The sequence below is a fragment of the Psychrobacter sp. UBA6766 genome (assembly GCF_002453355.1).
GTDB lineage: Bacteria > Pseudomonadota > Gammaproteobacteria > Pseudomonadales > Moraxellaceae > Psychrobacter.
Genome location: NZ_DKGQ01000033.1, coordinates 59,735 through 81,724, shown reverse-complemented (window position 1 = coordinate 81,724; position 21,990 = coordinate 59,735). Strand labels below are relative to the sequence as shown.

19 protein-coding genes are annotated in these 21,990 nt (G+C 44.4%); 10 read left to right on the top strand and 9 right to left on the bottom strand.

Annotated features, from left to right (window positions below; genetic code table 11):
• Nucleotides 1-151 precede the first annotated feature (151 nt).
• The 7 genes from B4K26_RS07115 to B4K26_RS07085 all read left to right on the top strand — a co-directional run bounded on the left by B4K26_RS07115 (nucleotide 152) and on the right by B4K26_RS07085 (nucleotide 9,892).
• A complete protein-coding gene (locus B4K26_RS07115; RefSeq protein ID WP_296244428.1) occupies nucleotides 152-1,477 on the top strand; it encodes an efflux RND transporter periplasmic adaptor subunit in 1,326 nt (441 codons plus the stop codon).
• The gene (locus B4K26_RS07110) at nucleotides 1,474-4,572 is read left to right on the top strand and encodes an efflux RND transporter permease subunit (RefSeq protein WP_296244427.1); all 3,099 of its coding nucleotides are present in this window, start codon (nucleotides 1,474-1,476) and stop codon (nucleotides 4,570-4,572) included. Before B4K26_RS07115 ends, B4K26_RS07110 begins: the two co-directional genes overlap by 4 nt.
• Nucleotides 4,573-5,699: 1,127 nt before the next feature.
• Nucleotides 5,700-6,722, top strand: a complete 1,023-nt coding sequence (locus B4K26_RS07105; RefSeq protein WP_296244426.1) for a DUF1852 domain-containing protein — start codon at nucleotides 5,700-5,702, stop codon at nucleotides 6,720-6,722.
• 63 nt (nucleotides 6,723-6,785) lie between these two features.
• Nucleotides 6,786-7,832: a methionine synthase gene (locus B4K26_RS07100; RefSeq protein WP_296244425.1), complete on the top strand. Its 1,047-nt coding sequence runs from the start codon at nucleotides 6,786-6,788 to the stop codon at nucleotides 7,830-7,832.
• 87 nt (nucleotides 7,833-7,919) lie between these two features.
• Complete coding sequence (locus B4K26_RS07095) at nucleotides 7,920-8,411, top strand: flavin reductase (protein ID WP_068406101.1); 492 nt, start codon at nucleotides 7,920-7,922, stop codon at nucleotides 8,409-8,411.
• Between the two features lie 61 nt (nucleotides 8,412-8,472).
• On the top strand, nucleotides 8,473-9,297 hold the full coding sequence (locus B4K26_RS07090; protein ID WP_296244422.1) for a sulfite exporter TauE/SafE family protein: 825 nt from the start codon (nucleotides 8,473-8,475) through the stop codon (nucleotides 9,295-9,297).
• Nucleotides 9,298-9,409: 112 nt separating this feature from the next.
• The gene (locus tag B4K26_RS07085) at nucleotides 9,410-9,892 is read left to right on the top strand and encodes a hypothetical protein (protein ID WP_296244420.1); all 483 of its coding nucleotides are present in this window, start codon (nucleotides 9,410-9,412) and stop codon (nucleotides 9,890-9,892) included.
• A 180-nt stretch (nucleotides 9,893-10,072) separates the two neighbouring features.
• Here the strand turns inward: B4K26_RS07085 and glmS are convergent, their stop codons facing one another.
• From glmS to hisF, 7 genes are all read right to left on the bottom strand, one after another.
• The gene (gene glmS, locus B4K26_RS07080) at nucleotides 10,073-11,917 is read right to left on the bottom strand and encodes a glutamine--fructose-6-phosphate transaminase (isomerizing) (RefSeq protein WP_296244419.1); all 1,845 of its coding nucleotides are present in this window, start codon (nucleotides 11,915-11,917) and stop codon (nucleotides 10,073-10,075) included.
• Nucleotides 11,918-12,097: 180 nt separating this feature from the next.
• Nucleotides 12,098-13,480 carry a bifunctional UDP-N-acetylglucosamine diphosphorylase/glucosamine-1-phosphate N-acetyltransferase GlmU gene (glmU, locus tag B4K26_RS07075; protein WP_296244417.1) on the bottom strand — a complete coding sequence of 461 codons (1,383 nt, stop codon included), beginning with the start codon at nucleotides 13,478-13,480 and terminating at the stop codon, nucleotides 12,098-12,100.
• 221 nt (nucleotides 13,481-13,701) lie between these two features.
• Nucleotides 13,702-14,292, bottom strand: coding sequence for a phosphatidylglycerophosphatase A family protein (locus tag B4K26_RS07070; RefSeq protein WP_296244416.1), 591 nt, complete (start codon nucleotides 14,290-14,292; stop codon nucleotides 13,702-13,704).
• Between the two features lie 3 nt (nucleotides 14,293-14,295).
• The gene (thiL, locus tag B4K26_RS07065) at nucleotides 14,296-15,321 is read right to left on the bottom strand and encodes a thiamine-phosphate kinase (protein WP_296244415.1); all 1,026 of its coding nucleotides are present in this window, start codon (nucleotides 15,319-15,321) and stop codon (nucleotides 14,296-14,298) included.
• 2 nt (nucleotides 15,322-15,323) lie between these two features.
• Nucleotides 15,324-16,217, bottom strand: coding sequence for a transcription antitermination factor NusB (gene nusB / locus B4K26_RS07060; RefSeq protein WP_296244414.1), 894 nt, complete (start codon nucleotides 16,215-16,217; stop codon nucleotides 15,324-15,326).
• Between the two features lie 253 nt (nucleotides 16,218-16,470).
• The gene (gene ribE, locus B4K26_RS07055) at nucleotides 16,471-17,001 is read right to left on the bottom strand and encodes a 6,7-dimethyl-8-ribityllumazine synthase (RefSeq protein ID WP_296244413.1); all 531 of its coding nucleotides are present in this window, start codon (nucleotides 16,999-17,001) and stop codon (nucleotides 16,471-16,473) included.
• 139 nt (nucleotides 17,002-17,140) lie between these two features.
• Nucleotides 17,141-17,923, bottom strand: coding sequence for an imidazole glycerol phosphate synthase subunit HisF (gene hisF, locus B4K26_RS07050; protein ID WP_296244412.1), 783 nt, complete (start codon nucleotides 17,921-17,923; stop codon nucleotides 17,141-17,143).
• A gap of 180 nt (nucleotides 17,924-18,103) precedes the next feature.
• Between hisF and B4K26_RS07045 the strand changes: the two genes are divergently transcribed.
• From B4K26_RS07045 to B4K26_RS07035, 3 genes are read left to right on the top strand one after another with little or no spacing between them, the layout of a single operon-like run.
• Nucleotides 18,104-19,354: a homoserine kinase gene (locus B4K26_RS07045; protein WP_296244411.1), complete on the top strand. Its 1,251-nt coding sequence runs from the start codon at nucleotides 18,104-18,106 to the stop codon at nucleotides 19,352-19,354.
• Nucleotides 19,355-19,401: 47 nt separating this feature from the next.
• On the top strand, nucleotides 19,402-19,713 hold the full coding sequence (locus B4K26_RS07040) for a hypothetical protein (RefSeq protein WP_296244410.1): 312 nt from the start codon (nucleotides 19,402-19,404) through the stop codon (nucleotides 19,711-19,713).
• On the top strand, nucleotides 19,714-20,622 hold the full coding sequence (locus B4K26_RS07035; RefSeq protein ID WP_296244409.1) for a class II glutamine amidotransferase: 909 nt from the start codon (nucleotides 19,714-19,716) through the stop codon (nucleotides 20,620-20,622).
• 21 nt (nucleotides 20,623-20,643) lie between these two features.
• Here B4K26_RS07035 and B4K26_RS07030 read toward each other — a convergent pair whose 3' ends face one another.
• Together B4K26_RS07030 and B4K26_RS07025 are read right to left on the bottom strand one after the other, a co-directional pair.
• On the bottom strand, nucleotides 20,644-21,186 hold the full coding sequence (locus B4K26_RS07030; protein WP_296244408.1) for a YchJ family protein: 543 nt from the start codon (nucleotides 21,184-21,186) through the stop codon (nucleotides 20,644-20,646).
• Between the two features lie 45 nt (nucleotides 21,187-21,231).
• On the bottom strand, nucleotides 21,232-21,948 hold the full coding sequence (locus tag B4K26_RS07025) for a metal-dependent hydrolase (RefSeq protein ID WP_296244407.1): 717 nt from the start codon (nucleotides 21,946-21,948) through the stop codon (nucleotides 21,232-21,234).
• Between the last annotated feature and the right edge of the window lie 42 nt (nucleotides 21,949-21,990).

The window sequence follows — 21,990 nt, the reverse complement described above, 5'->3', positions numbered from 1 at the left end:
AAACACTATATATAAAAATAAGATGATGACTTAATATATGCTATCCTCAATAAATTTATAGACTCTTTTAATCATCAATAGCACTTTTTTCCACGGATTATTTTTCTAACTTTATACCTTTTCTAATTGCCTGTATTGACAGAGAGTTATCATGAGCGATGTTGAAGACAACAACCGGCCAGTTGAATCTGAGCTACCTCCCTACCGCCAAGCGGACGCGCGAGCGCCTAAACCTTCGTCAAAATTCCCTTTATGGTTGTTGCCGGTATTAGCCGTAGTGCTCGTACTTGGGGTTTTGGTCGGTAAATACTGGGGTGGTGATGAAGGCGTGAGCCATGACTCGCTAGCTACTAGCAGTGCCCAAAGCGATAGTGTAAATTCAAATGACGCCAGCCGCGAGCAGACAGTGCTATCGGTCGAAACCGTGACGCCAAGCCAAGATAGCATTGGCAACACGCTTCGTGCGGAGGGAACCATCAGCGCGAAAGATGTCGCTAATGTCAGTCCCAAAGTAAACGGCGTTGCTATCGAGCAAGTCTTGGTTGAAGAGGGCGACCGCGTCAAAGCGGGGCAAGTGCTGGCGATATTTGATACCGATGCCATGCAGCAGCAAGTGTTGCAAGCTGAGGCCGATGTTGCCGAAGCAGAAGCAACGCTTGCCAATGCGACAGCCGATGCTGCCCGCGTCCTGCCACTCATCGATATTGATGCCATCAGTAGGCAAGAAGCGGATCGCTATCGCACTGCCAAACTACAAGCGGAGGCGTCACTGCAAGCGTCCAAAGCTCGACTCAGTACGCAGCGCTTGAGTGTTAATAATGCCAATGTAGTTGCCCCTGTCAGCGGTGTCATCAGTGAAAAAATGGCTGAGGTCGGTATGGTCGCTGGTGGCGAGCCGTTATTTACCATTATTAAAGGCGGTGTTCTAGAGTGGCGCGCGGATATCGATCCTAAGCTTCTCGGTGAAGTCAATGTTGGTACTCCCGTGAGCGTCAGCTTACCAGGCGGCAATTCTGTCATGGGTAAGGTTAATCGTATTGCCCCAACGGCCGACGATAATCGCCAAATTACCATTTACGCCAGCCTTGCGGCAAACTCAAAAGCACGGGCAGGGATGTACCAAACGGGTGAGTTTTTATTGGGAAGCACCAGCGCGCAAACCGTGCCTAATAGTGCCATCGTCAGCAATGATGGTTATGATTATGTGATGATGGTGACCAATATCAGCAGTCAAGACGGCAAAAACATCGGTCGTATCAAGCAACAGCGCGTGACCTTGGGAGAACGCTTTGGTGATAATGTGGCGCTAACAGAGCCGCTACCAGCAGACAGCCGAATTGTGAAGCAAGGCGGTAGCTTTTTAAACGATGGGGATTTGGTACGTCTGGTTGATGGTCTCAATCAGGCAGATGCTCATACGAATGGTAAAGCAACAGGCAAAGAAGCGAATACCGCTGCCGCGCAGGCGCGCTCATGAATCTAAATGTCTCCGCTTACTCGATTAGAAATCCTTTAGTTGCCATTTTGCTGTTTGTGCTGTTGACCTTGGGCGGCATCTACGGTTTTATGCAAATGAAGGTGCAGCAGTTTCCTGATATTGACCTACCAGCAGTGGTGGTTACCGTTACTTTACCGGGTGCCGCGCCATCGCAGCTCGAAAACGATATTGCCAAAAAGATAGAAAATAAGCTCACCAGTATTGAGGGCGTCAAGCATATTCGCACGACGCTACAAACGGGTGCGGCGACCATGGTTACTGAATTTGTTTTAGAAAAAGATATCCAAGAAGCGGTTGATGATGTGCGATCGGCAGTCGGTGAGGTACGTGGCGATTTGCCTGCCGCTGCCAATGATCCCATCATTACCAAAGTTTCAACTGCTGGATTTCCCGTTGTTACATACTCGGTAGCGGCAGAAAACATGAATGTGGAAGACTTGTCTTGGTTCGTCGATGACACAGTTACCAAGCGTCTTTCTGATATTCCAGGTGTCAGTACCGTCAGCCGTATCGGTGGTCTACAGCGTGAAATCACCGTTGCTGCTGATCCGATTGCCTTGAGTGGTTTGAAGTTTTCCATCGCCCAGTTATCGGAGCAAATTACGGGTATCCAGCAAGACAGCTCAGGCGGTGAAGCAGAAGTGGGCACAACCACGCAAACCATTCGTGTCCTCGGAGCGGTTGATCGTGCGAGCGATTTAAATAACTTACAAGTTGCTGTTCCGACAGGTGGCACCCAAGCACTTGGCCGTATGGCGCAAATCACCGATGGCGCTGCAGATCCGAGCTCAATTGCCAAGCTCGATGGTGAAACGGTGGTTGCCTTTAATATCACGCGTTCGCGTGGCGCTAGTGAAGTGGAAGTGATGGAGCTGGTTGATGCTGAGCTTGCAAAGCTGTCAGCCGATGTCGGCAATATAAATATTGAGAAAGTCTATGATCGCGCCACGCCAATCGCCGAGGATTATCAAGCGTCATTACGCATGTTAATTGAGGGTGGTTTATTGGCTGTGGTCGTGGTTTTCTTATTTTTACGTAATATCCGCGCGACCTTTGTGGCTGCTGTGGCATTGCCATTGTCGGTCATTCCTACTTTTTTAGGCATGTACTTATTTGGTTTTAGCCTTAATATTATCTCGCTTTTAGCACTATCATTGGTTATTGGTGTATTGGTCGATGATGCCATTGTAGAAGTTGAAAATATCATTCGCCATTTACGCATGGGAAAAACACCATATGAGGCTGCGATGGAAGCGGCGGATGAGATTGGTTTGGCGGTCGTCGCCACTACCTTTACCTTAATTGCAGTATTTTTACCAACGGCCTTTATGGGCGGTATCGTTGGGCAGTTTTTCCGCCAGTTTGGTTGGACAGCAGCACTGTCTATCTTTGCGTCGCTCATGGTGGCACGTCTTATCACGCCGATGATGGCTGCTTATATATTGCGACCTGAAAAAAAGCATGTTGAAAAACAAAGCGCGTTGACGGATTGGTATTTAAAAGTTGTGTCATGGACGCTGCATCATCGCTGGATAACGATGGGGGCGACGTTACTCTTGTTTGTGGCGTCGTTGACTCTGGTGAAGTTACTGCCAACGTCCTTTATTCCTGATAATGATATTGATCAGACGCGGGTAGAGATTGAGCTAACTCCCGATGTGGCATTAGAAGATACCGAACGCGTTGCTGCGCTGGCAAGTGAGCGTATTTTAGCCATGCCCGAAGTGACTCATATTTTTACCTCAGTAGGGGAAGCACAAGCGGCAATGGAAGCCAGTTCCGGCGGTAAGGCTGAAAATATTGCTGGATTAGATATTGTGCTTGCGCCAAGAGCAGAGCGTAGCTCTAAGCAAGAGATTGAGCGCCAGATAAGTAGCATGTTGGCAGAAGTGCCGGGTGCGCGATTTACTGTTGGTTTATCGAGTGGCGGCGAGACAGGTTATAATTTTTCTTTGACCAGTACCGATCCGCAACTGCTCGAACAAACCGCTCAGCAAATGATGGCAGAGATTCGCGCGTTACCTAGTGCTGGTGCTGTCACTAGTGATCGCAGTCTGCCGCGCCAAGAGCTGACGGTGACACCAGACCGACTGTCAATGGCGGACAAAGGCGTGACCACGCAAGACATTGCCACGACCTTGCGTGTGGCGACCGTTGGCGATTATGAGCAGCGTTTATCTAAGCTAAATCTCGATACGCGGCAAATCCCCATTGTGGTTCGCCTCCCCGATATTGCTAAGCAAAACGTCAGTCAGCTAGAAGGTCTATATGTCCCAAGTGCATTGCCGCCGGGCCAAGGCGTACGTGTGGGCGAAGTAGCATCGTTAGATTTTGGCACAGGACCTGCGCAAATCAGCCGCCTCGATCGTGAGCGGGCAATTAGTATTACCGTTCAGCCTGCCAATGGCGAGCTTGGTGATTTGGTGCAAGCGGTTAAAGGTATACCCAGTATGCAACAGCTGCCAGCGTCTATTACCATTATTGACCAAGGTCAAGCAGAAAACATGGCTGAGCTATTTAGCGGATTTGTGATTGCGATGTCGGTCGGCGTGGTCTGTATTTTAGGCGTGCTTATTTTACTATTTGGACGGATATTGCAGCCGTTTACCATTTTGATGGCGCTACCTTTATCGATTGGCGGTGCCTTTGTCGGCTTGGTCATTACTAAAAGTAGTCTGTCCATGCCATCGATGATTGGCTTTATCATGCTGATGGGTATCGCCACCAAAAACTCTATCTTATTGGTCGATTATGCCTTGATTGCCCAGCGGCGCGGTTTGGCTCGTTTTGACGCCATTATCGATTCTTGCCGTAAGCGTGCGCGACCAATTATCATGACTACCATTGCAATGGGAGCAGGCATGTTGCCATTGGTCTTTGGTTGGGGCGATGCCGATCCTACCTTCCGTCGTCCAATGGCCGCCGCTGTCTTAGGCGGTTTGGTCACTTCAACTTTATTAAGTCTCGTGGTCATTCCCGTGTTTTATACTTTGATGGATGATATCTCAGGGTGGTTCGCTAAATGGTTGATACCGCATGGTAAAGATAAGGAAAGCCCAGCTATTGAAAAATGAGAAATACTGGTAGAGCGTTTAGGTCAATCACGTAGAAGTGGTTGACCTTTTTTATTTAAACGTAACTTACCCAAACGTAAGATGTCGAAGGCACGCCAAACTTAGCAGCAAAGTTTTGAATGGCTGACTATATAGAAGAATGAACGTTTAATATTTCAATAAACTTGTAAACAGAACATTCTTTAAGGCTGCTAGGTTAATTTTCAACCCATAATTAATTTACTGCTGTAAATACATGAATACAAAACCTTTCAAAAAATTACTTAAAGGTGTATTATATTTCGCCCGAAATATGGTAAGGCGAAAAAAATTGTACAATACTAAGAAGCTTTGAGTATGTTAAAGATTATTAAAAATCAGTTTAGAGAACAAATTAAGTTTAGAAAAAACGATGCAGAAAGCATTCCTAATGCATCGGCTCGTATTGCTGCGGATATCTTGAAAAGCGTCGCCTTTAATTGTCGGTGTGGTGAAATCTGTATTCCAACTGAATTAGTAGGCGATTCATACAGATGCATCCGATGTGGCAAGGAGATAGTTAACTCTCGATATAACCTTATCACGAGATCACCAAATTCATATAATCCATTTACGAATATGGACTTTTATGAAGCTGCTATGGTTTTGCTAAAAAGCGATAAGAAAAAACGCCTAACACTAAATGAAATAAAGTACCGTCTAGAGCACTAATTAGTGCTCTATATATCGAAATAGCCGCTGATTGTCTTGCTGGCTATGTTCACTACAACATATTGAAAAACCTGACCGCAAGTACGGCTGTTAATATAAAAATTAGAAGGCTCACGCCTAAAACCTGCCAAAGAAAATTTTTTTCATTCATAATCAATCGCCTAATATTCTTTTATACGAATATACACGTTAATTATCTTTTAATGTGAAAAAATCACGTGAAATATCAATATTTAGCACATCGCTAAACACACTGACAATAAGCATCAGAATCTCGCTTGCCAATCCTCCTTTAAATCAAAACATTACCAAAGTGAATTATACTCATCATTAATTTAAATAGTATCATTTTTATTCATGTTTTGGTTGGGGTATGATTTATCTCATACACAAATTAGGTTTTATCTCACACAATGAGATTAGGGTAGCGGATTATCATGAGTAAACAATTTACATATTCCATATCGAGCATTCGTTTTGATGAAAACTATCATCCGGCAGATAGCACACGTCTGACGACTAATTTTGCCAATTTGGCACGCGGCGAGCAGCGCCAAGAAAACTTACGCAAAACGCTTAACATGATAAACAATCGTTTTAACGCTTTGGCGCATTGGGATAACCCGACCGCCGATCGTTACTCTGTTGAAGTTGATATCATTTCGGCAGACTTGGATATCGAAGGTAATGGCGATACTTTTCCGGTCATCGAAACGCTAAAAACCACGATTATTGACCATAAAGAGAACACCCGTATCGACGGTATGATTGGTAATAGTTTCTCCTCTTATGTTCGCGATTATGACTTTAGTGTCGTGCTATTAGACCATTTTGATAAAAACCCGTCATCGCCACCGCCAGCAGATTTTGGTGAATTGCATGGCAAGCTGTTTCAATACTTATTGAACTCAGAAGCCTATAAAGCCAACTTTACCAAACAACCAGTAATTTGCCTGAGTGTATCAACCAGTAAAACCTATCATCGTACGATTAACCAGCATCCAGTGTTAGGGGTGGAATACCGACAAGATGCGTATTCCTTGACGGACGATTATTTTCATAAAATGGGCTTAACCGTGCGCTACTTTATGCCTGCTGGTAGTGTTGCGCCTTTAGCGTTTTATTTTGCAGGTGATTTGCTGAGTGACTACACCGATCTTGAGCTCATCAGTGCGATTGCAACTATGGAAACCTTCCAAAAGATTTACCGTCCTGAAATTTATAATGCCAACTCGACGGCAGGTCAGGTATATCAGCCCAGTTTGAAGTACCAAGATTATTCACTGACGCAAATCGTTTATGACCGTGAAGAGCGTAGCCAGATGGCAGTGAAGCAAGGTAAGTTTACGCAAGAGCAGTTTATCAAGCCTTACCAAGCGATTCTTGAAGAATGGGCGGCAAACTATGAGGTTAATGAGCGTTCGGTAGAAAAATGTGCGGATAAAAAGCACGCCGCCTAACCAACCCCCATAAACTCAATCGAGCCAAAATATAGAATACGAATAAATAAGAAGATAAATCCTATGACAATATTATTACCGACACAAAGATTATTACCAACCTCAACCGCTGGCAGCTTGCCAAAACCTTCTTGGCTTGCTGAACCTGAAAAAATTTGGTCACCTTGGGCATTAAAAGGCGAGCAGTTGCGGGAAGCCAAACAAGATGCGTTACGGGTTTCATTGCAAGAACAACTGCACGCCGGGATTGATATTGTCAGTGATGGCGAGCAGACGCGTCAGCATTTTGTGACTACCTTTATTGAACATCTTGATGGTGTCGATTTCGAAAAACGTGAAACGGTTAAAATTCGCAATCGTTATGAGGCAAGTGTTCCGTCAGTTGTGGGTAGCGTAAGTCGCCAAAAAGCTGTGTTTGTTGATGATGCCAAATTTTTACGCTCGCAAACCGATCAGCCAATTAAATGGGCGCTTCCTGGCCCAATGACGATGATTGATACCTTATATGATGGTCATTATAAAAGCCGTGAAAAACTGGCTTGGGAATTTGCCAAAATTTTAAATCAAGAAGCGAAAGATTTAGAAGCGGCTGGTGTGGACATCATTCAATTCGATGAACCAGCGTTTAACGTGTTTTTTGATGATGTTAACGACTGGGGTATTGCCACTTTAGAACGTGCTATTGAAGGTTTAAAATGTGAAACGGCGGTGCATATTTGCTACGGCTACGGTATCAAAGCCAATACCGATTGGAAAAAAACTTTAGGGACAGAGTGGCGTCAATATGAACAAGCCTTTCCAAAACTGCAGCAGTCAAATATTGATATCGTCTCTTTGGAGTGTCAAAATTCGCATGTACCGATGGATTTGATTGAACTGATTCGCGGTAAAAAGGTAATGGTCGGCGCCATTGATGTGGCAACCAATAATATCGAAACACCGGAAGAAGTAGCAGATACGTTACGTAAAGCGCTGCAGTTTGTCGATGCCGATAAGCTCTATCCTTCGACCAATTGCGGCATGGCACCGTTATCTCGCTTCGTTGCGCGAGGCAAATTAAACGCTTTGAGCGCGGGTGCAGCAATCTTACGCAAAGAGCTCAGCGTTTAGCATTTCTTAACAAAGCTTACCTTGTTTAAACCCATGAGTGACCTCAGTTATCAATATACTTAAAGATCAAAATTTAGGAGTTAAGTCATGATTGAAGCAACTGATTTTAGAGATGCCATGTCTCTATTACCGACAGCGGTCAATGTGATTACCACAAAAGGCGACTCTGGCTGTCATGGGTTTACCGCCTCTGCGGTCTGTAGCGTGACCGACACACCGCCAACCTTACTTGTCTGTATGAATCAGAGTTCGCGCTCACACGAACATTTTCTTGAAAACAAAACGCTAAGTGTCAATGTCTTAGGTACGCAGCATGAACCCATATCCAATGCCTTTGCCTCCAAACTATGCTCAGAAGAGCGTTTTTGTCACGGAGCTTGGACGACATTAACCACAGGTGCACCTGTTTTAGAGGACGCGCTGGTCAGTTTTGATTGTGAAATTGATGACATTCAACAAGTCGGCACACACAGTATTTTTATGTGCCGAGTGGTCGCCATCAAACAAGGTGTCAGCGATGAAAGTTTGGTATATTTCAATCGCTCGTACCACCAAGTCGGTCAAACAGAAATCGTTTAATTTACCTTGAAATCCATTGTTATTTAACTAAAACCCTATCTAACCGAGAAGTAACTATCCTGTGGAATTAATCATTTTTTTAATAATAGGCGCGCTAGCAGGATTTGCTGCTGGGCTTTTTGGTGTGGGCGGTGGCACAATTATCGTGCCATTATTGTTTATCGTTTTTACCCAAATGGATTACAGTACTGACACTATCATGCATCTGGCGCTAGGTACATCACTGGCGACCATTATAGTGACTTCTATTAGCTCGCTTATGGCACACAATAAGAAAGGCGCGGTGATGTGGCCGGTGTTTAAAAATTTGGCACCCGGATTGGCGCTAGGTTGTTTCTTAGGAGCAGGGATTGCAGGACAGATATCTGGGTTATATCTTCAACTGATTGTTGGGTTGTTTTTGTTGTGGGTTGCTTATAAGATGTTTTTTGCTGGTAAAAAACCTGTTGCTAGTCATGTTAATAGCGCTAGTGGCGCTCATACTGAGCTGCCATCAAAACCTAAGCAATTAGCAGCAGGCGGGGTCATTGGTGTCGCTTCTGCTATCTTTGGTATTGGCGGTGGCAGCTTAACCGTGCCTTATCTCACGCGTTATAACGTGGTGATGCAAAAAGCGGTTGGTACCTCAGCGGCGTGCGGATTGCCGATTGCTATTGCCGGTGCGTTGGGGTTTATGTTTTTTGGTATGCAGCAGCAAGTCGATGTGCCCAATACCATTGGTTTTGTGCATATTTATGCTTTTCTAGGCATTAGCATCATGAGCTTTTTTACCGCCAAGTTGGGCGCAAAAGTCGCTCATATATTATCGCCTGAACTATTAAAGAAATGTTTTGCGGTGTTATTAACGGTGGTGGGATTTTATTTCCTATATAAAGGGCTGGTTTAAATATTCATGTTTGTATAATAGGGCGTATTCTCTTTAGAATGAGGATGCGCCCTCATCATATTATTTTGGATAATTAGGTTCAATAAAATAACTAAGTTCAATAAAGATAATTATGTTTAATAAACTTAAAGCATTAGTTGTACTTTCAGCTTTTCTCACAGTTATTGCCTGTTCAGATGATAATTCGGTTTTAGCTCATGATGAAAAAGTTACCACAGCTAACAATCACGAGCGCGATGTACAGGAGATGTATCGTAAGATCGATACGTTAAAGAGAGAGCTGCCAAGCGTACTTGATGAAGTCACTACGTTAGAAAAGAGTGATTTTGACGGAACAACGGTCACTTTTGGCTATCGGCTAAAGATATCTGATTATAATGCTTCTGAAAGAAAAGAGATTGAAACGGCAATGCGCGATGAACGTACTGGGTTAGCCTGTGCAGAAGCAGAAGTTATGCAAGGGATAAATAAGGGATTTGATTATCAGTATAGTTATTACGATTTAGATGATAGTAAAGTGGCCAGTTTTGAGGTCACCAAAGACATTTGCGACAACCTAAATAAAGCCGACTCTGAAATTGAAATAGAAACATAATTAATTCTGATGTGCTTTGCTGCTTAATATAATATTTATACTGACATGTATCCAAGTTATTGAAATCTTTTATGTTCATTATAAAAAAATCCTTTGCTATCTAGAATACTAGACAGCAAAGGATTTAGTGTTATATAATATTGCGATAATATAAAAATATTTTAAAATCAAATACTTAGTCTACTCAACCGTGACTGATTTTGCGAGGTTACGTGGCTGATCGACATCTGTACCACGCATCACTGCCACATGATAAGAGAGTAGCTGCACTGGCACGCTATAAACGATAGGGGCGAGCGTTTCGCAAACCTCCGGCACATAAACCACGTGCATTCTATCTTCTGCGACCATCTTGCTTTCTTCGCTAGCAAATACAAATAGCTCACCATGACGCGCATGAACTTCTTGCATATTGGCTTTCAGCTTATCAAACATACTGTCTTTTGGCGCTAGCACCACGATTGGCATGTCTTTATCGACCAATGCCAATGGACCGTGTTTAAGCTCGCCTGCGGCATAGCCTTCAGCATGGATATAAGAAATTTCTTTTAGCTTCAGTGCACCTTCTAAGGCAATAGGGAACTGTAAACCGCGACCTAAGAATAAGCAGCTTTTCTTATATTCAAAATGCTCACTCATGACTTTGATAGGCGCATCAAGGTGTAAGCTGGCATGTAGTTGGCCGCGTAGCTCTTGTAACTGACCAAGCAGAGTAGTCAATTTTTCGCCAGTCATACGCTCTTGAACGACACCTACTTTTAAGACAAGTAACATCAAAGCGGCAAGCTGAGTGGTAAAGGCTTTGGTAGAAGCAACGCCAATCTCAGGACCGGCAAGCGTTGGTAAAAAGATATCCGTTTCACGTACCAAAGATGAGGTCGGCACATTACACAAAGCTAAGCTAACGAGACCTACTGACGTGTGCTTTTGAATATCACGCAGCGCTGATAACGTATCCGCCGTTTCACCAGATTGCGAAATGCAAATGACCAGCGTGTTATCGATGACGACAGGATTGCGGTAGCGGAATTCACTAGCCACCTCAACCGAGCACGGAACACGAATGAGGCTTTCAAACCAATATTTTGCCACCAATCCTGAGTGATAACTGGTACCACAAGCGATGACTTGAACGTGCTTAATACCCTTTAATTGTGCTTCATGACGCTGTAAAAAATCATCACGCAGCTTAGACGGCTCATCAAAGTCTAACGCCATCTCAATCGTACGAGCGACTGCATCTGGCTGCTCATAGATTTCTTTGAGCATATAATGCTTAAATTCACCTTTATCGGCATTGTGCTGGGCGGCGTCAATTTCATGTATCTGCCGTTTAACCTCAACGCCATCAGCATAAACCTGAATACTATTGCGCGTTAATTTAGCAATATCACCTTCTTCTAAGTACATAAAACGGTTGGTCACGGGTAAAAGTGCCAATTGATCAGAAGCAATAAAGTTCTCGCCAATGCCAACACCAATGACCAAAGGTGAGCCCAAACGAACGGTAATCAGCTCCTCTGGGCAGTCGATATGCACAATACCAAGGGCAAAAGCGCCGTGTAATAAAGGAATGACCACACGAACCGCTTCTAATAAATCAGGCGTATTTTTATAGATGTCATTGATTAAATGAGCGACGACTTCGGTATCGGTTTGCGAGGTAAACTCGTAGCCTTTAGCAATCAACTCTTCTTTTAGCTCGGCATAATTCTCAACGATACCGTTATGTACGACGGCGATTTTACCGGAGACGTGCGGATGGGCGTTACGCTGAGCAGGCTCGCCGTGAGTGGCCCAGCGCGTGTGCGCAATGCCAATATGACCATCGAAAAATTCAGGATTGGTTGCGACCGCATCGACCAACGCTTGCACTTTTCCCACTTGGCGCTCACGGTGGAGCTCGCCATCACGGATGACGGTCAGACCGGCCGAGTCGTAACCGCGGTATTCGAGTCGTTTCAGACCTTCAAGTAAGATATTAGCGATATTACGCTCAGCGACTGCTCCAACGATTCCACACATAGATTTTCCTTAAATTCGATGTTTCATGTCTTGATTTTCAACGCTTTAGTATTGAAATGCTTATGAGGTTTAAATGCTCAAAACTACATTCATAATTCTGATGCTATAAATATAAATAAGCAGCACCACAAAAATTGCCGTACTGCTTACCGTTATTCAATAGGCTTTTATTGTATATAACTATTTTGACTTTTTAGTCGGACGCTGAAAGTCACTTTTTTGTGTTTGCCGCGCTCGCCCAAAGGCCAACGCTTTTTCATCGACGTCTTTAGTAATCACAGACCCTGCAGCAACCGTTGCGGTATTACCAATCGTGACGGGGGCAACCAAGCTCGCATTAGAGCCGATAAAAGCGTTATCTTCGATAATGGTTTGTGATTTATTGGCGCCATCATAATTACAGGTAATCACGCCCGCACCGATATTGACATTTGTTCCGACAGTCGCATCACCCACATAGCTTAAATGATTGACTTTGCTACCTTGACCGATGGTTGATTTTTTAATCTCGACGAAATTTCCCACTTTGCTATGATTGGATAAAATAGTGTCGGGGCGCAGATGGGCGAAAGGACCAATATCGACGCCGTTACCGATTTTCGCGCCATCAATGACGCAATAAGGTTTCAAATAACAAGCATTGCCGATGTGCGCATTTTTTATCACACAGCCAGCTTCGATATAAACGTTGTCACCCAAGACGCAGTCGCCTTCAAATACTACACCAACATCGACAAATACGTCTTGTCCGGCGGTCAAGGTGCCACGAATATCAACACGGCTTGGATCAGCAAATTGAACACCCGCGTCTTGCAAATCTGCCACCAGTTTGCCCTGCCACGTGCGCTCTAAGCTGGCAAGCTGCTGGCGGTTATTAACGCCTTCAATCTCAAAGCTGTGTTCAGGCTCAATCGCAACAATATTAATGCCTTCAGCAACCGCCATTTTAACGATATCGGTTAGATAATACTCTTGCTGTGCATTGTCGTTAGACAGCTTAGGCAGATATTTATGCAATAACGCATTATCAACGCAGTAAATACCGCTATTAATCTCTTGGATTTTTTGTTCATCGGCATTGGCGTCTTTTTGCTCAACAATGGCTTCAATATTGCCGTCTTTATCACGTTTGATACGACCAAGTCCAAACGGATTGTCTACCGTTAGTGTCAACATCGACAGGCCATCAGTGTTGGCAGATTTTAATGCCGTTAACGTCTGGCAGCTGACCAATGGCACATCGCCATAAAGAATCAGGCTTTGCCCTTCTTTTGGTAATTCAGACAGTGTCACTTTGACCGCATGACCCGTGCCTAACTGCTCAGTTTGAGCGACCCAAGTAATCGGCAAATGCGCGTATTGCTCATTAATATTGGCTTGGACTTGGTCACCACCAAAACCATGAACAATGATAGTATCATCAACGGTCAATTGATAGCAGGTGTCAAGCACGTGGCCTAATAATGATTTGCCAGCCAGTGTCTGAAGCACTTTTGGCTTGGCCGATTGCATCCGCGTGCCTTTCCCAGCCGCGAGGATAATTACTGAAAGAGGAGAAGTCATAATAGCCCACAAATGTAACAAATTATAATTTTGAATTATAACGCAAACTGTCATTTAACTAAAACGCTAAGTCGTGACATCTTTGTAAACTGACTGTTTAGTTAGCTGTCTATAGGTCAATCAAATGATGGGGGATTAAAACTCTACAAGTTAAAAAGGTGATCAAATAAAAGACAATAAAGTAGTGACGTTTATTTAACGCTTAAGGGATAAGCTTGAGGCTAAAATTTAAGTGAAAAAATAAAAGTATAAATAATGACCCAAACCACTGCTGCCATCACACCAGCAATGATGTCATCGAGCATAATGCCGAGACCGCCTGCGACTTTTTTATCTGCCCAGCCAATCGGTGGTGGCTTAATAATGTCAAAAAAGCGGAATAGTATAAATGCGAGAATGAGCGCGACAATAGAAGAGGTTTGGGCGATATTTTGCCAAAAGCTTTCGGTAGCAACACCCAAATAAGACAACGGCAGTAAGGTAAGCCACATGCCAGCCCACTCATCCCAAACAATGTGCGGATTATCATGACCGCCCATCAGTTCGGAGGTGCGACCGCATATCGCATTACCAAGCAAACAAGCGAAAATGGTAATCATTAAAAATGGCACAAAACCTAAGCTTAATAACGGTATCGCGACGATTAAAGCGCCAACCGTACCCCAAGTACCAGGCGCACGGCGCGGCAGACCACTACCTAGACCGATACCAAGCCAATAAACCAGACGGTCAAGTGCACTGGCATGAATAGGTAAAGGTGGGCAGTCGTTGGCTTTACGGATATCAGGCTTAGATAGGTTGTGATCAATCATGGGTTAACCTGCAAAATGTTGGTAACCCGTCAGATTGGGCCAAGTAGAAAAAGGAGCGGGAGAAGTTGGTATGACGGCCTGATCTCGATAAAAAATCTCGGGTCGTAAATTCGTCGCAGCATCAATCTTATTTGCCGATATGACTTCACCAATACAGGTGACAGGCGTATCGCTGCTGTTATCAATCAGTGGCTCGATATGAGCAGGCAAGGTAAAAGCGAGCTCATAGTCATCACCGCCAGCCAGCTGACATAATAAGCGCTCAGACAAATCAACGCTTGCGAGTGCTTTACTAGTCGGAAGCTGCTCTATATTAAGACGCATATTAACCGCGCTTTGCTTACAGATATGACCAAGGTCTTGATACAGACCATCAGAGATATCGATCATCGCTGTTGCACCAATTTTTGCTAATGCTGCCCCTAAGGCAATTCGCGGGGTCGGCATATGCAATCTGTGTGCAAGCTCTATTCCCTGAGCATTATCAGGATGCTGTAAAGCATATGCAGCATCACCAAGCGTGCCTGAGACATAGACCTTATCGCCGACCTGCGCGCCTGAACGGTAGACAGCTGACGTGTTTGCTTTAAGAAATCCCTGTGCGCTGACACTAAGAACTAAATTATCACTACGCGTGGTATCACCGCCAATAAGGGTCACGCCAAATAGCTGGCAGGCGTGAAATAGACCTTTAGCAAATTCAGCTAGCCATGTCTCGTTGACTAAACGCTCAGGTAAGGCCAATGCCAATAAAATACTATGTGGCGTTGCCCCCATTGCCGCAATATCTGAAACGTTAACCGCGACCGCTTTGTAGCCAATTTGAAAGGCTAGTTGATTTACGTCATTCCAATCGGCACTAAAATGCCGCCCTTGAACGAGGGTATCGATACAGCTAACCAAGCGCGCTCCTGCAGGAAAGCTCATCACCGCAGCATCATCACCAATACCTTTTTCGATCTCGCTTGATGACGGCAGTGTGGCTTGCATTTGCGAAAATATGCGCTCAATCAGCTCAAATTCATTCATGGCTAGTCTTTGCTTTCTGCGTCAGAGCTGTTTGTATCAGTGCTATCTGTTGTAACTGCTTTTTTGCTCGCCTTAAACTCACTGATATTTGCCATTGCTTTACTGGCGCTATTGCGTTTAACGCTGGCATTATTGGCACTGATTCGTGGCTTGTTTGAAGCAGTCGGCTTATCCTCAGTCGCGGATTCAGTGGCGGTTTCGATAGCTTTTTCAGCATTTGCAGTAGATTGAGCTTCCGCTTGCTTGGTTGTAGATTGAGTCGCCGCTTTTTGCGAGGTGCGTAAATTGGCTTTGCTGTCTGCTTCTACTTCAACAGCGCGCAATTCAACCGCCATTCTATCTAATACGGCATTAATCAATTTATGGGCGTCAGTGGCACCAAAATGATTATTTAACTTCATTGCTTCATCAAGCACGACTTTATATGGAATCTCTAAGCGGTTTTGCAGCTCATAAGCACCAATCAATAAAATGGCGTGTTCAACGGTATCAAGTTTGTCGATGTCACGGTCAAGATGCTGACTGATAAGGGAATCTAGCGCCTCGATTTGTTCTGGAATATCGCGCATCATTTCATGATAGTAGCCGATATGAACGGTATGCATGGCATTGGTCGCGCGCGTACGGGCAGCGATATCATGCGGCGCATTGTCCTTCCAGCCAAGCTTGCCGTCTTTATCAAAACGGCGGTCGGTAACCAACCACTCATATAGGCCTTGCATCGCAAAGCGGCGCGCCTTACGAATGGCGGTGTGACTGGTCTTATAAGAAGACTCACTCATATCAAAGGTTTGCTCACCCGCACTGCTGCTCGCGATACGAGTAGCTTCAGCTTGTTTATCATTGGCTTGAGCGGTTTTTGCAGCGCTAATAGCGTGCTTGAGTTGGTCAGTCATAGGGGGTCAATACCTAAATTTTAAATAACTATCTTATAAAAATAGCAAGTTGTAAGAAATAGCATAAAAGTTGTTAAATAGTAGACGACTGGCAGGCCGTGACAGTCGAGTGTTAAAGCAAAGCTTAGTAGTGTTGTAACGCTGTTTATCACATTCATTTGTGGCATTGACGCTGCGAGTATTTATAAAAATTACTATAAAAACCACAGCGTCAATTAAATGACAAATAACATGTTATAAAATGAGGACTTGATTAAGCGTCATCACTATTGTCATAGTCATCATCGATGTCTAGCTGCGATAAAACTGCTAGCATTTCAAGCACAACCATCGCCGCTTCAGAGCCTTTGTTACCGGCCTTGGTGCCAGAGCGCTCAATCGCTTGCTCAATGCTATCGGTGGTGATGACGCCGTTGGCCACAGGAATATTATAATCAATAGCAACGCTGCTTAAGCCTTTGGCTGACTCGCTAGCGACAAAATCAAAATGCGGCGTGCTACCACGGATAATCGCACCTAGAGCAATGATGGCATCAAAGCGATCAGACTCAGCGGCGCGCTGAGCAACGAGTGGCAACTCAAAGGCACCAGGAACACGAATCACAGTAATATTGCTGCCCAAAACGCCATGGCGAAGTAGCGCATCAATCGCACCATCTACCAATGATTCAACGACAAAACCATTAAAACGACCGACGACGATTCCGACACGCGCATCTTCATTTTGATGTAAATTGCCATCGATATGGGTAATATCATTGCGCTGCTGTTGTAAGTTTGACATAAGAAAATCCTTTGAGTAAGTGGCGTTTAAACCAAAATTTTTATATAAAATCTCGATTGTTTTCAATAGTTAACTGACAAAAATAAATAAGTAGCGCTATGATACCATTTTTTGCACAGGCATTGATATTTTAGCAATCTTAAAGACGCATCTGTATGCCTTGTGCTGCCATATATGCTTTGGCTTCTTGAACGGTATATTCACCAAAGTGAAAAATACTGGCTGCAAGTACCGCATCAACGCCGCCTTCTAACACGCCTTCGGCTAAATGTTGCAAGTTACCAACACCGCCTGAAGCAATAACGGGAACATTAACGCGGCTGGTGATTTGCTGCATTAAGACCAAATCATAGCCTTTTTTGGTGCCATCGCCATCCATTGAGGTGACCAACAATTCGCCAGCCCCAAGCTCCGCCATTTTACTTGCCCAAGCAACGGCATCAATACCGGTTGGCTTGCGACCACCGTGGGTAAAAATCTCCCAACGCGGCACGATAATGCCATCGACCGAGATATCTTCAACGCGTTTGGCATCGATAGCCACGACGATACACTGATTACCAAATTTTTGCGCCGCTTCGCCGACAAATTCGGGCGTGAATACCGCCGCCGAGTTAATCGCGACTTTATCTGCACCCGCATTGAGCAAGTTACGAATATCGGCAATCTTACGCACACCGCCGCCGACTGTAAGCGGTACAAATACGGTTTCTGCCATGCGTTCAACGGTATGATAGGTGGTATCGCGCGCATCACTGGTAGCAGTAATATCTAAAAAAGTAATCTCATCAGCGCCTTGCTCGTTATAGCGCTTGGCAACTTCAACAGGGTCGCCGGCGTCTTTAATGTCGACAAACTGCACGCCTTTAACCACGCGGCCATTGTCCACATCCAAACAAGGAATGATACGCTTTGCTAACATAGGGTCTTTCACCTTATAATCAATTTATCCATAAGCGCTAGTCTAGCAAAATCGCTGCCATATCAGGCAGGTTTTCGCAAGATTATTATGCTTTTAACCACAGTTTGCTCATGCGCGGTACAATCACTGTCGTTACCGTATATATTTACCCTCTTATTCCATTGCCATAAGTGAGATGTCATGTCCGTCTATACCCAGTTAACCGATAATCAGTTTGCCGCTTTTTGCCAGCGTTTTGGCGTGTCATTTGCGCGCGCCATTCCGATTACCCAAGGTATCAAAAACTCTAACTGGTTTATTCAGACAACTGACGATATAGATGGCACGCACTCTTATGTGTTTACTTTATTTGAAGAGCGTCCACCAGAAGACATCGAAAAGATGGCGATCATTCTCAATCAATTAGATGGTAAGTTACCGGTCGCTGCGCCGTTAGCATTGCTTGATTTAGGCGCTGATAGTGAAGAAAAACGCTACATCATTCATTATGATAATAAAGCAATTACCTTAGTGCCTTGTCTGGCTGGCGCGCATCCACAGCAAACCACCCAAGCGATGTGCCATGAAATTGGTGCGGCGTTAGCGATGCTGCATGAGACCTTACAAGCATTACACCCTGCGGAAGAATATGGCGTGCCTTTATACCCATGGGCGGATGTGCGCGACCGTGAAATGCAATTTATGCCCGGTGACGAAGCAAGGCTTATGAGTGATATTTGGCGCGCTTACTCAGATTTGCCGCTTGCGACTTTGCCAAAAGGCTTATGTCATCTCGATATGTTCGCTGATAATACCTTATGGAACTTATCGTTAAATAATAGCCAAAAAGGCGAAGCGCGCCTCACAGGCTTATTGGACTTTACCGAAGTCAGCGTCGAGCATTATGTGATGGATATTGCTATTACCATTAATGATTTTTGTACGACGTGGGGCGATGCCGAGCAGGGCGAAACCGTCAATTTCGACCGCAGCAAAATGGCGGCTTTTTTACAAGGCTATGAATCCAAACGTACACTTGGCGAAGATGAAAAACGTGCCTTACCAGTGATGCTCGCCAAAGCGGCGGTGATTTTTTGGCTATTGCGTTTAAACGTTATCCACTATAACCGTACTGAAGGGCGGACTGGCGATAATATCATGGTCAAAAATCCTGACCTGATGAAACGCTTAGCGGCTTATCATTGGTCACATGTTGAAAAAGAACAAAATACGGTATTCGTGCTTGAACACGCACGCTGTAAAGACGATGATAAAGACAACGATGTCGAAGACTTTAAATTAATCGGCGTATTTGCGACTGAGCAACAAGCGCAAGCCGCTATCAACCAATTAAAATCACAACCCGGTTTTAAAGAGTACCCAAACGGTTTTCATATTGATGCTTATTCGTTAAATCAAATTAACTGGTCATCAGGTTTTGACTTTTATTAAATCCATTTGTATTAATAAAACATTTAACTGTTTAAAAGGAATTTATCATGACCGATCAAGTTGATAACTGGCACAAACTGGCACGCTACGATACCAATATGCAAGGCGAGCTGCATGCCAATCTGCTGCGTAATAACGGCATTACGGTGTCTCTGCAACCGCTAAGTGCAATGCCCGGAATGAATTCTGGGATAGTGCTGTGGATACAAGATACGGATTTGGCGCATGCGCAACGTATTTTGGCGAATATTGATACTGATGGCGCAACGCCTTATGAGATGTTTGATGAGGCTCCAGAAACTGATTTAGGTTCTACTTTAAATTCCCCAAAAGACGACAACAACGGCGGTACTCTATAAATGTGTCAACTCTTAGGAATGAACTGTAATACCCCAACCGATATTGGTTTTAGCTTTGCAGGGTTTCGCCGTCGCGGCGGCATGACCGACAGCCACGAAGATGGCTTTGGTATTGCCTTTTTTGAGCGCAGTGAATGTACCAATAATGACAAAACCGCCAATGCTTCAACTGGTTTACGACTGTTCCATGACAATCGCCCAAGCCATTTATCACCCGTTGCCGACTTGGTCAATAACTACCCAATCAAAGCCATGAACGTCATCGCTCATATTCGTAAAGCGACTCAAGGGCAAAGTTGTTTGGCAAATACCCATCCCTTTGTCCGTGAAGTTTGGGGCGAGCAGTGGGTGTTTGCCCATAACGGTCAGATGAATATCGAATTTATCAAACGCTGTCAGCGCTTGCAAGACAATGGTAACGCCTCACACTGTCAACCAGTTGGTAATACCGATTCTGAAATGGCGTTTTGTTATTTGGTCAATCGTCTAAAAAGTAGCTTTAAAACCCGCCCTGATGACCAAACGCTGTTTAATTTCTTGACCACTCAATGTCGCTATCTTTCTGCAAATGGTTTATTTAATTGCCTCATATCAAATGGTCAATGGCAATTGGCGTATGCAGGCAGCTTGCTGTTTTATCTCACGCGCCAAGCACCGTTTGGTGAGGCAAAATTGGCCGATGACGATTTGGCGATTAACTTTGGCGATGTGACCACTGACACCGATAAAGTAACGATTTTAGTCACCGTGCCATTGACCGAAAACGAAAAGTGGCAGCAGCTAGCAGTCAATGAATGTCTGATATTTCAAGATGGCGATGTGATTTATAAAGACAGCCCAAGCCAACGTAAATTTTTGACGATTGAAGAAGGTAAAGCGATTGCACGAGCGGTTGGGGCGAGTGTTTAGTTATCAAATCTTTATTAATGCTTAAAAATATAGCCCACAACACCGCTTAAACTTCTCACCCGAGCCACAAATACACGGCTGTTTCTGTGTGACAGACATAGAAACAGTTGGATCTAAAAAGTACCAACGCCCATCATTAGTAGCTTTGTCTTTTACCTTTACGAAAGCAGACAACTCATGATGCGCCTGTATACCGTCTACGGTATTGAAGTATGCTTTAAACTCAACCTGCGCATGACGTTTACCCCGCTTTGGCGTGTGTTCGACGATTTCTAGCCCTGCCCAATCTGTCTCTTTTGCCCAATTCTCCATCGCGTTAATATCAAGTAAGCTTTGCTGAGTAGGCAGCGTGGTTTTGACGATATAATCTGGCTTAACTAAGGCAAACGCACTATAGCGCGTGCGCATAAGACGCTCAGCTGATTCTGCCATTATGCTATCAGCTTCTTGGCTTAAAAGGCTGTCGTGATACGGTTGACAACAGTCTTTATAAGATAGCGCTGCTTTGATAGCCTCTGAGACGGGATTAATTTGGCAAGGGCACACTGGTAGATTAGGTTGCATATTTTACTCGGGTTATCATTTTGAATTTAGCGACATCTATGCCTGTTAACGCTGCATATTTTTTATTATCTCAGGCAGTATACCGACTTTTAGTTGGGCCCAAGGCACGGGGTCACGCAGCTGCTGCCAAAACGGCTCAAAAGGCGGCGCAAAATAGACCAATAACGCTAAAATGACGTACAGTAATAAATACCACCATTTGTCTTTATGTTGATAAAACTTCATCGCCGTGCCTGATGAGCGCTTTAATTTCATGTTAGATAAATTCACGCTATAAATCTCATCTAATGCCAAATGCACCATCGCGCCGCCAAATAAGAATAGACCATAAAACCAGCTCACCGTTAATGACAGATGCAAAATATCATAGCTTAAATAAGTAAGCCCTAGTCCCAAGATTGCCATATAAGGGACGGAGTGAATCACGCCGCGGTGCACGGTCATATTGGTAAAAATCGAGAACACCACATAGCGCATAAAGCCGTAACCGGCCAACCATAATGCAATTAATGCCAGTAAACTTAGCTCACTACGCCAATGCATGACCAAACCAAAGGCAAAGACAAAAGAGGTGACATTAAAGCCAAGTTTGATCGGTGTTGAATGATCAGAGTCCAAATCAGGTAGCAATCCGCCCATGGTACCGAGTGCCACGCACATCAAAAATCCCGAATCATCAATCAATCCAGCTTTATAAATCGTTAAACTCATCGTACCACTAACCATAAATGCGGTATTTAAGTGGGTGTTAAAATTTGCCATAAAAACTCATCAATAAATAGCGCACGAAACCGTCGTTTCGAG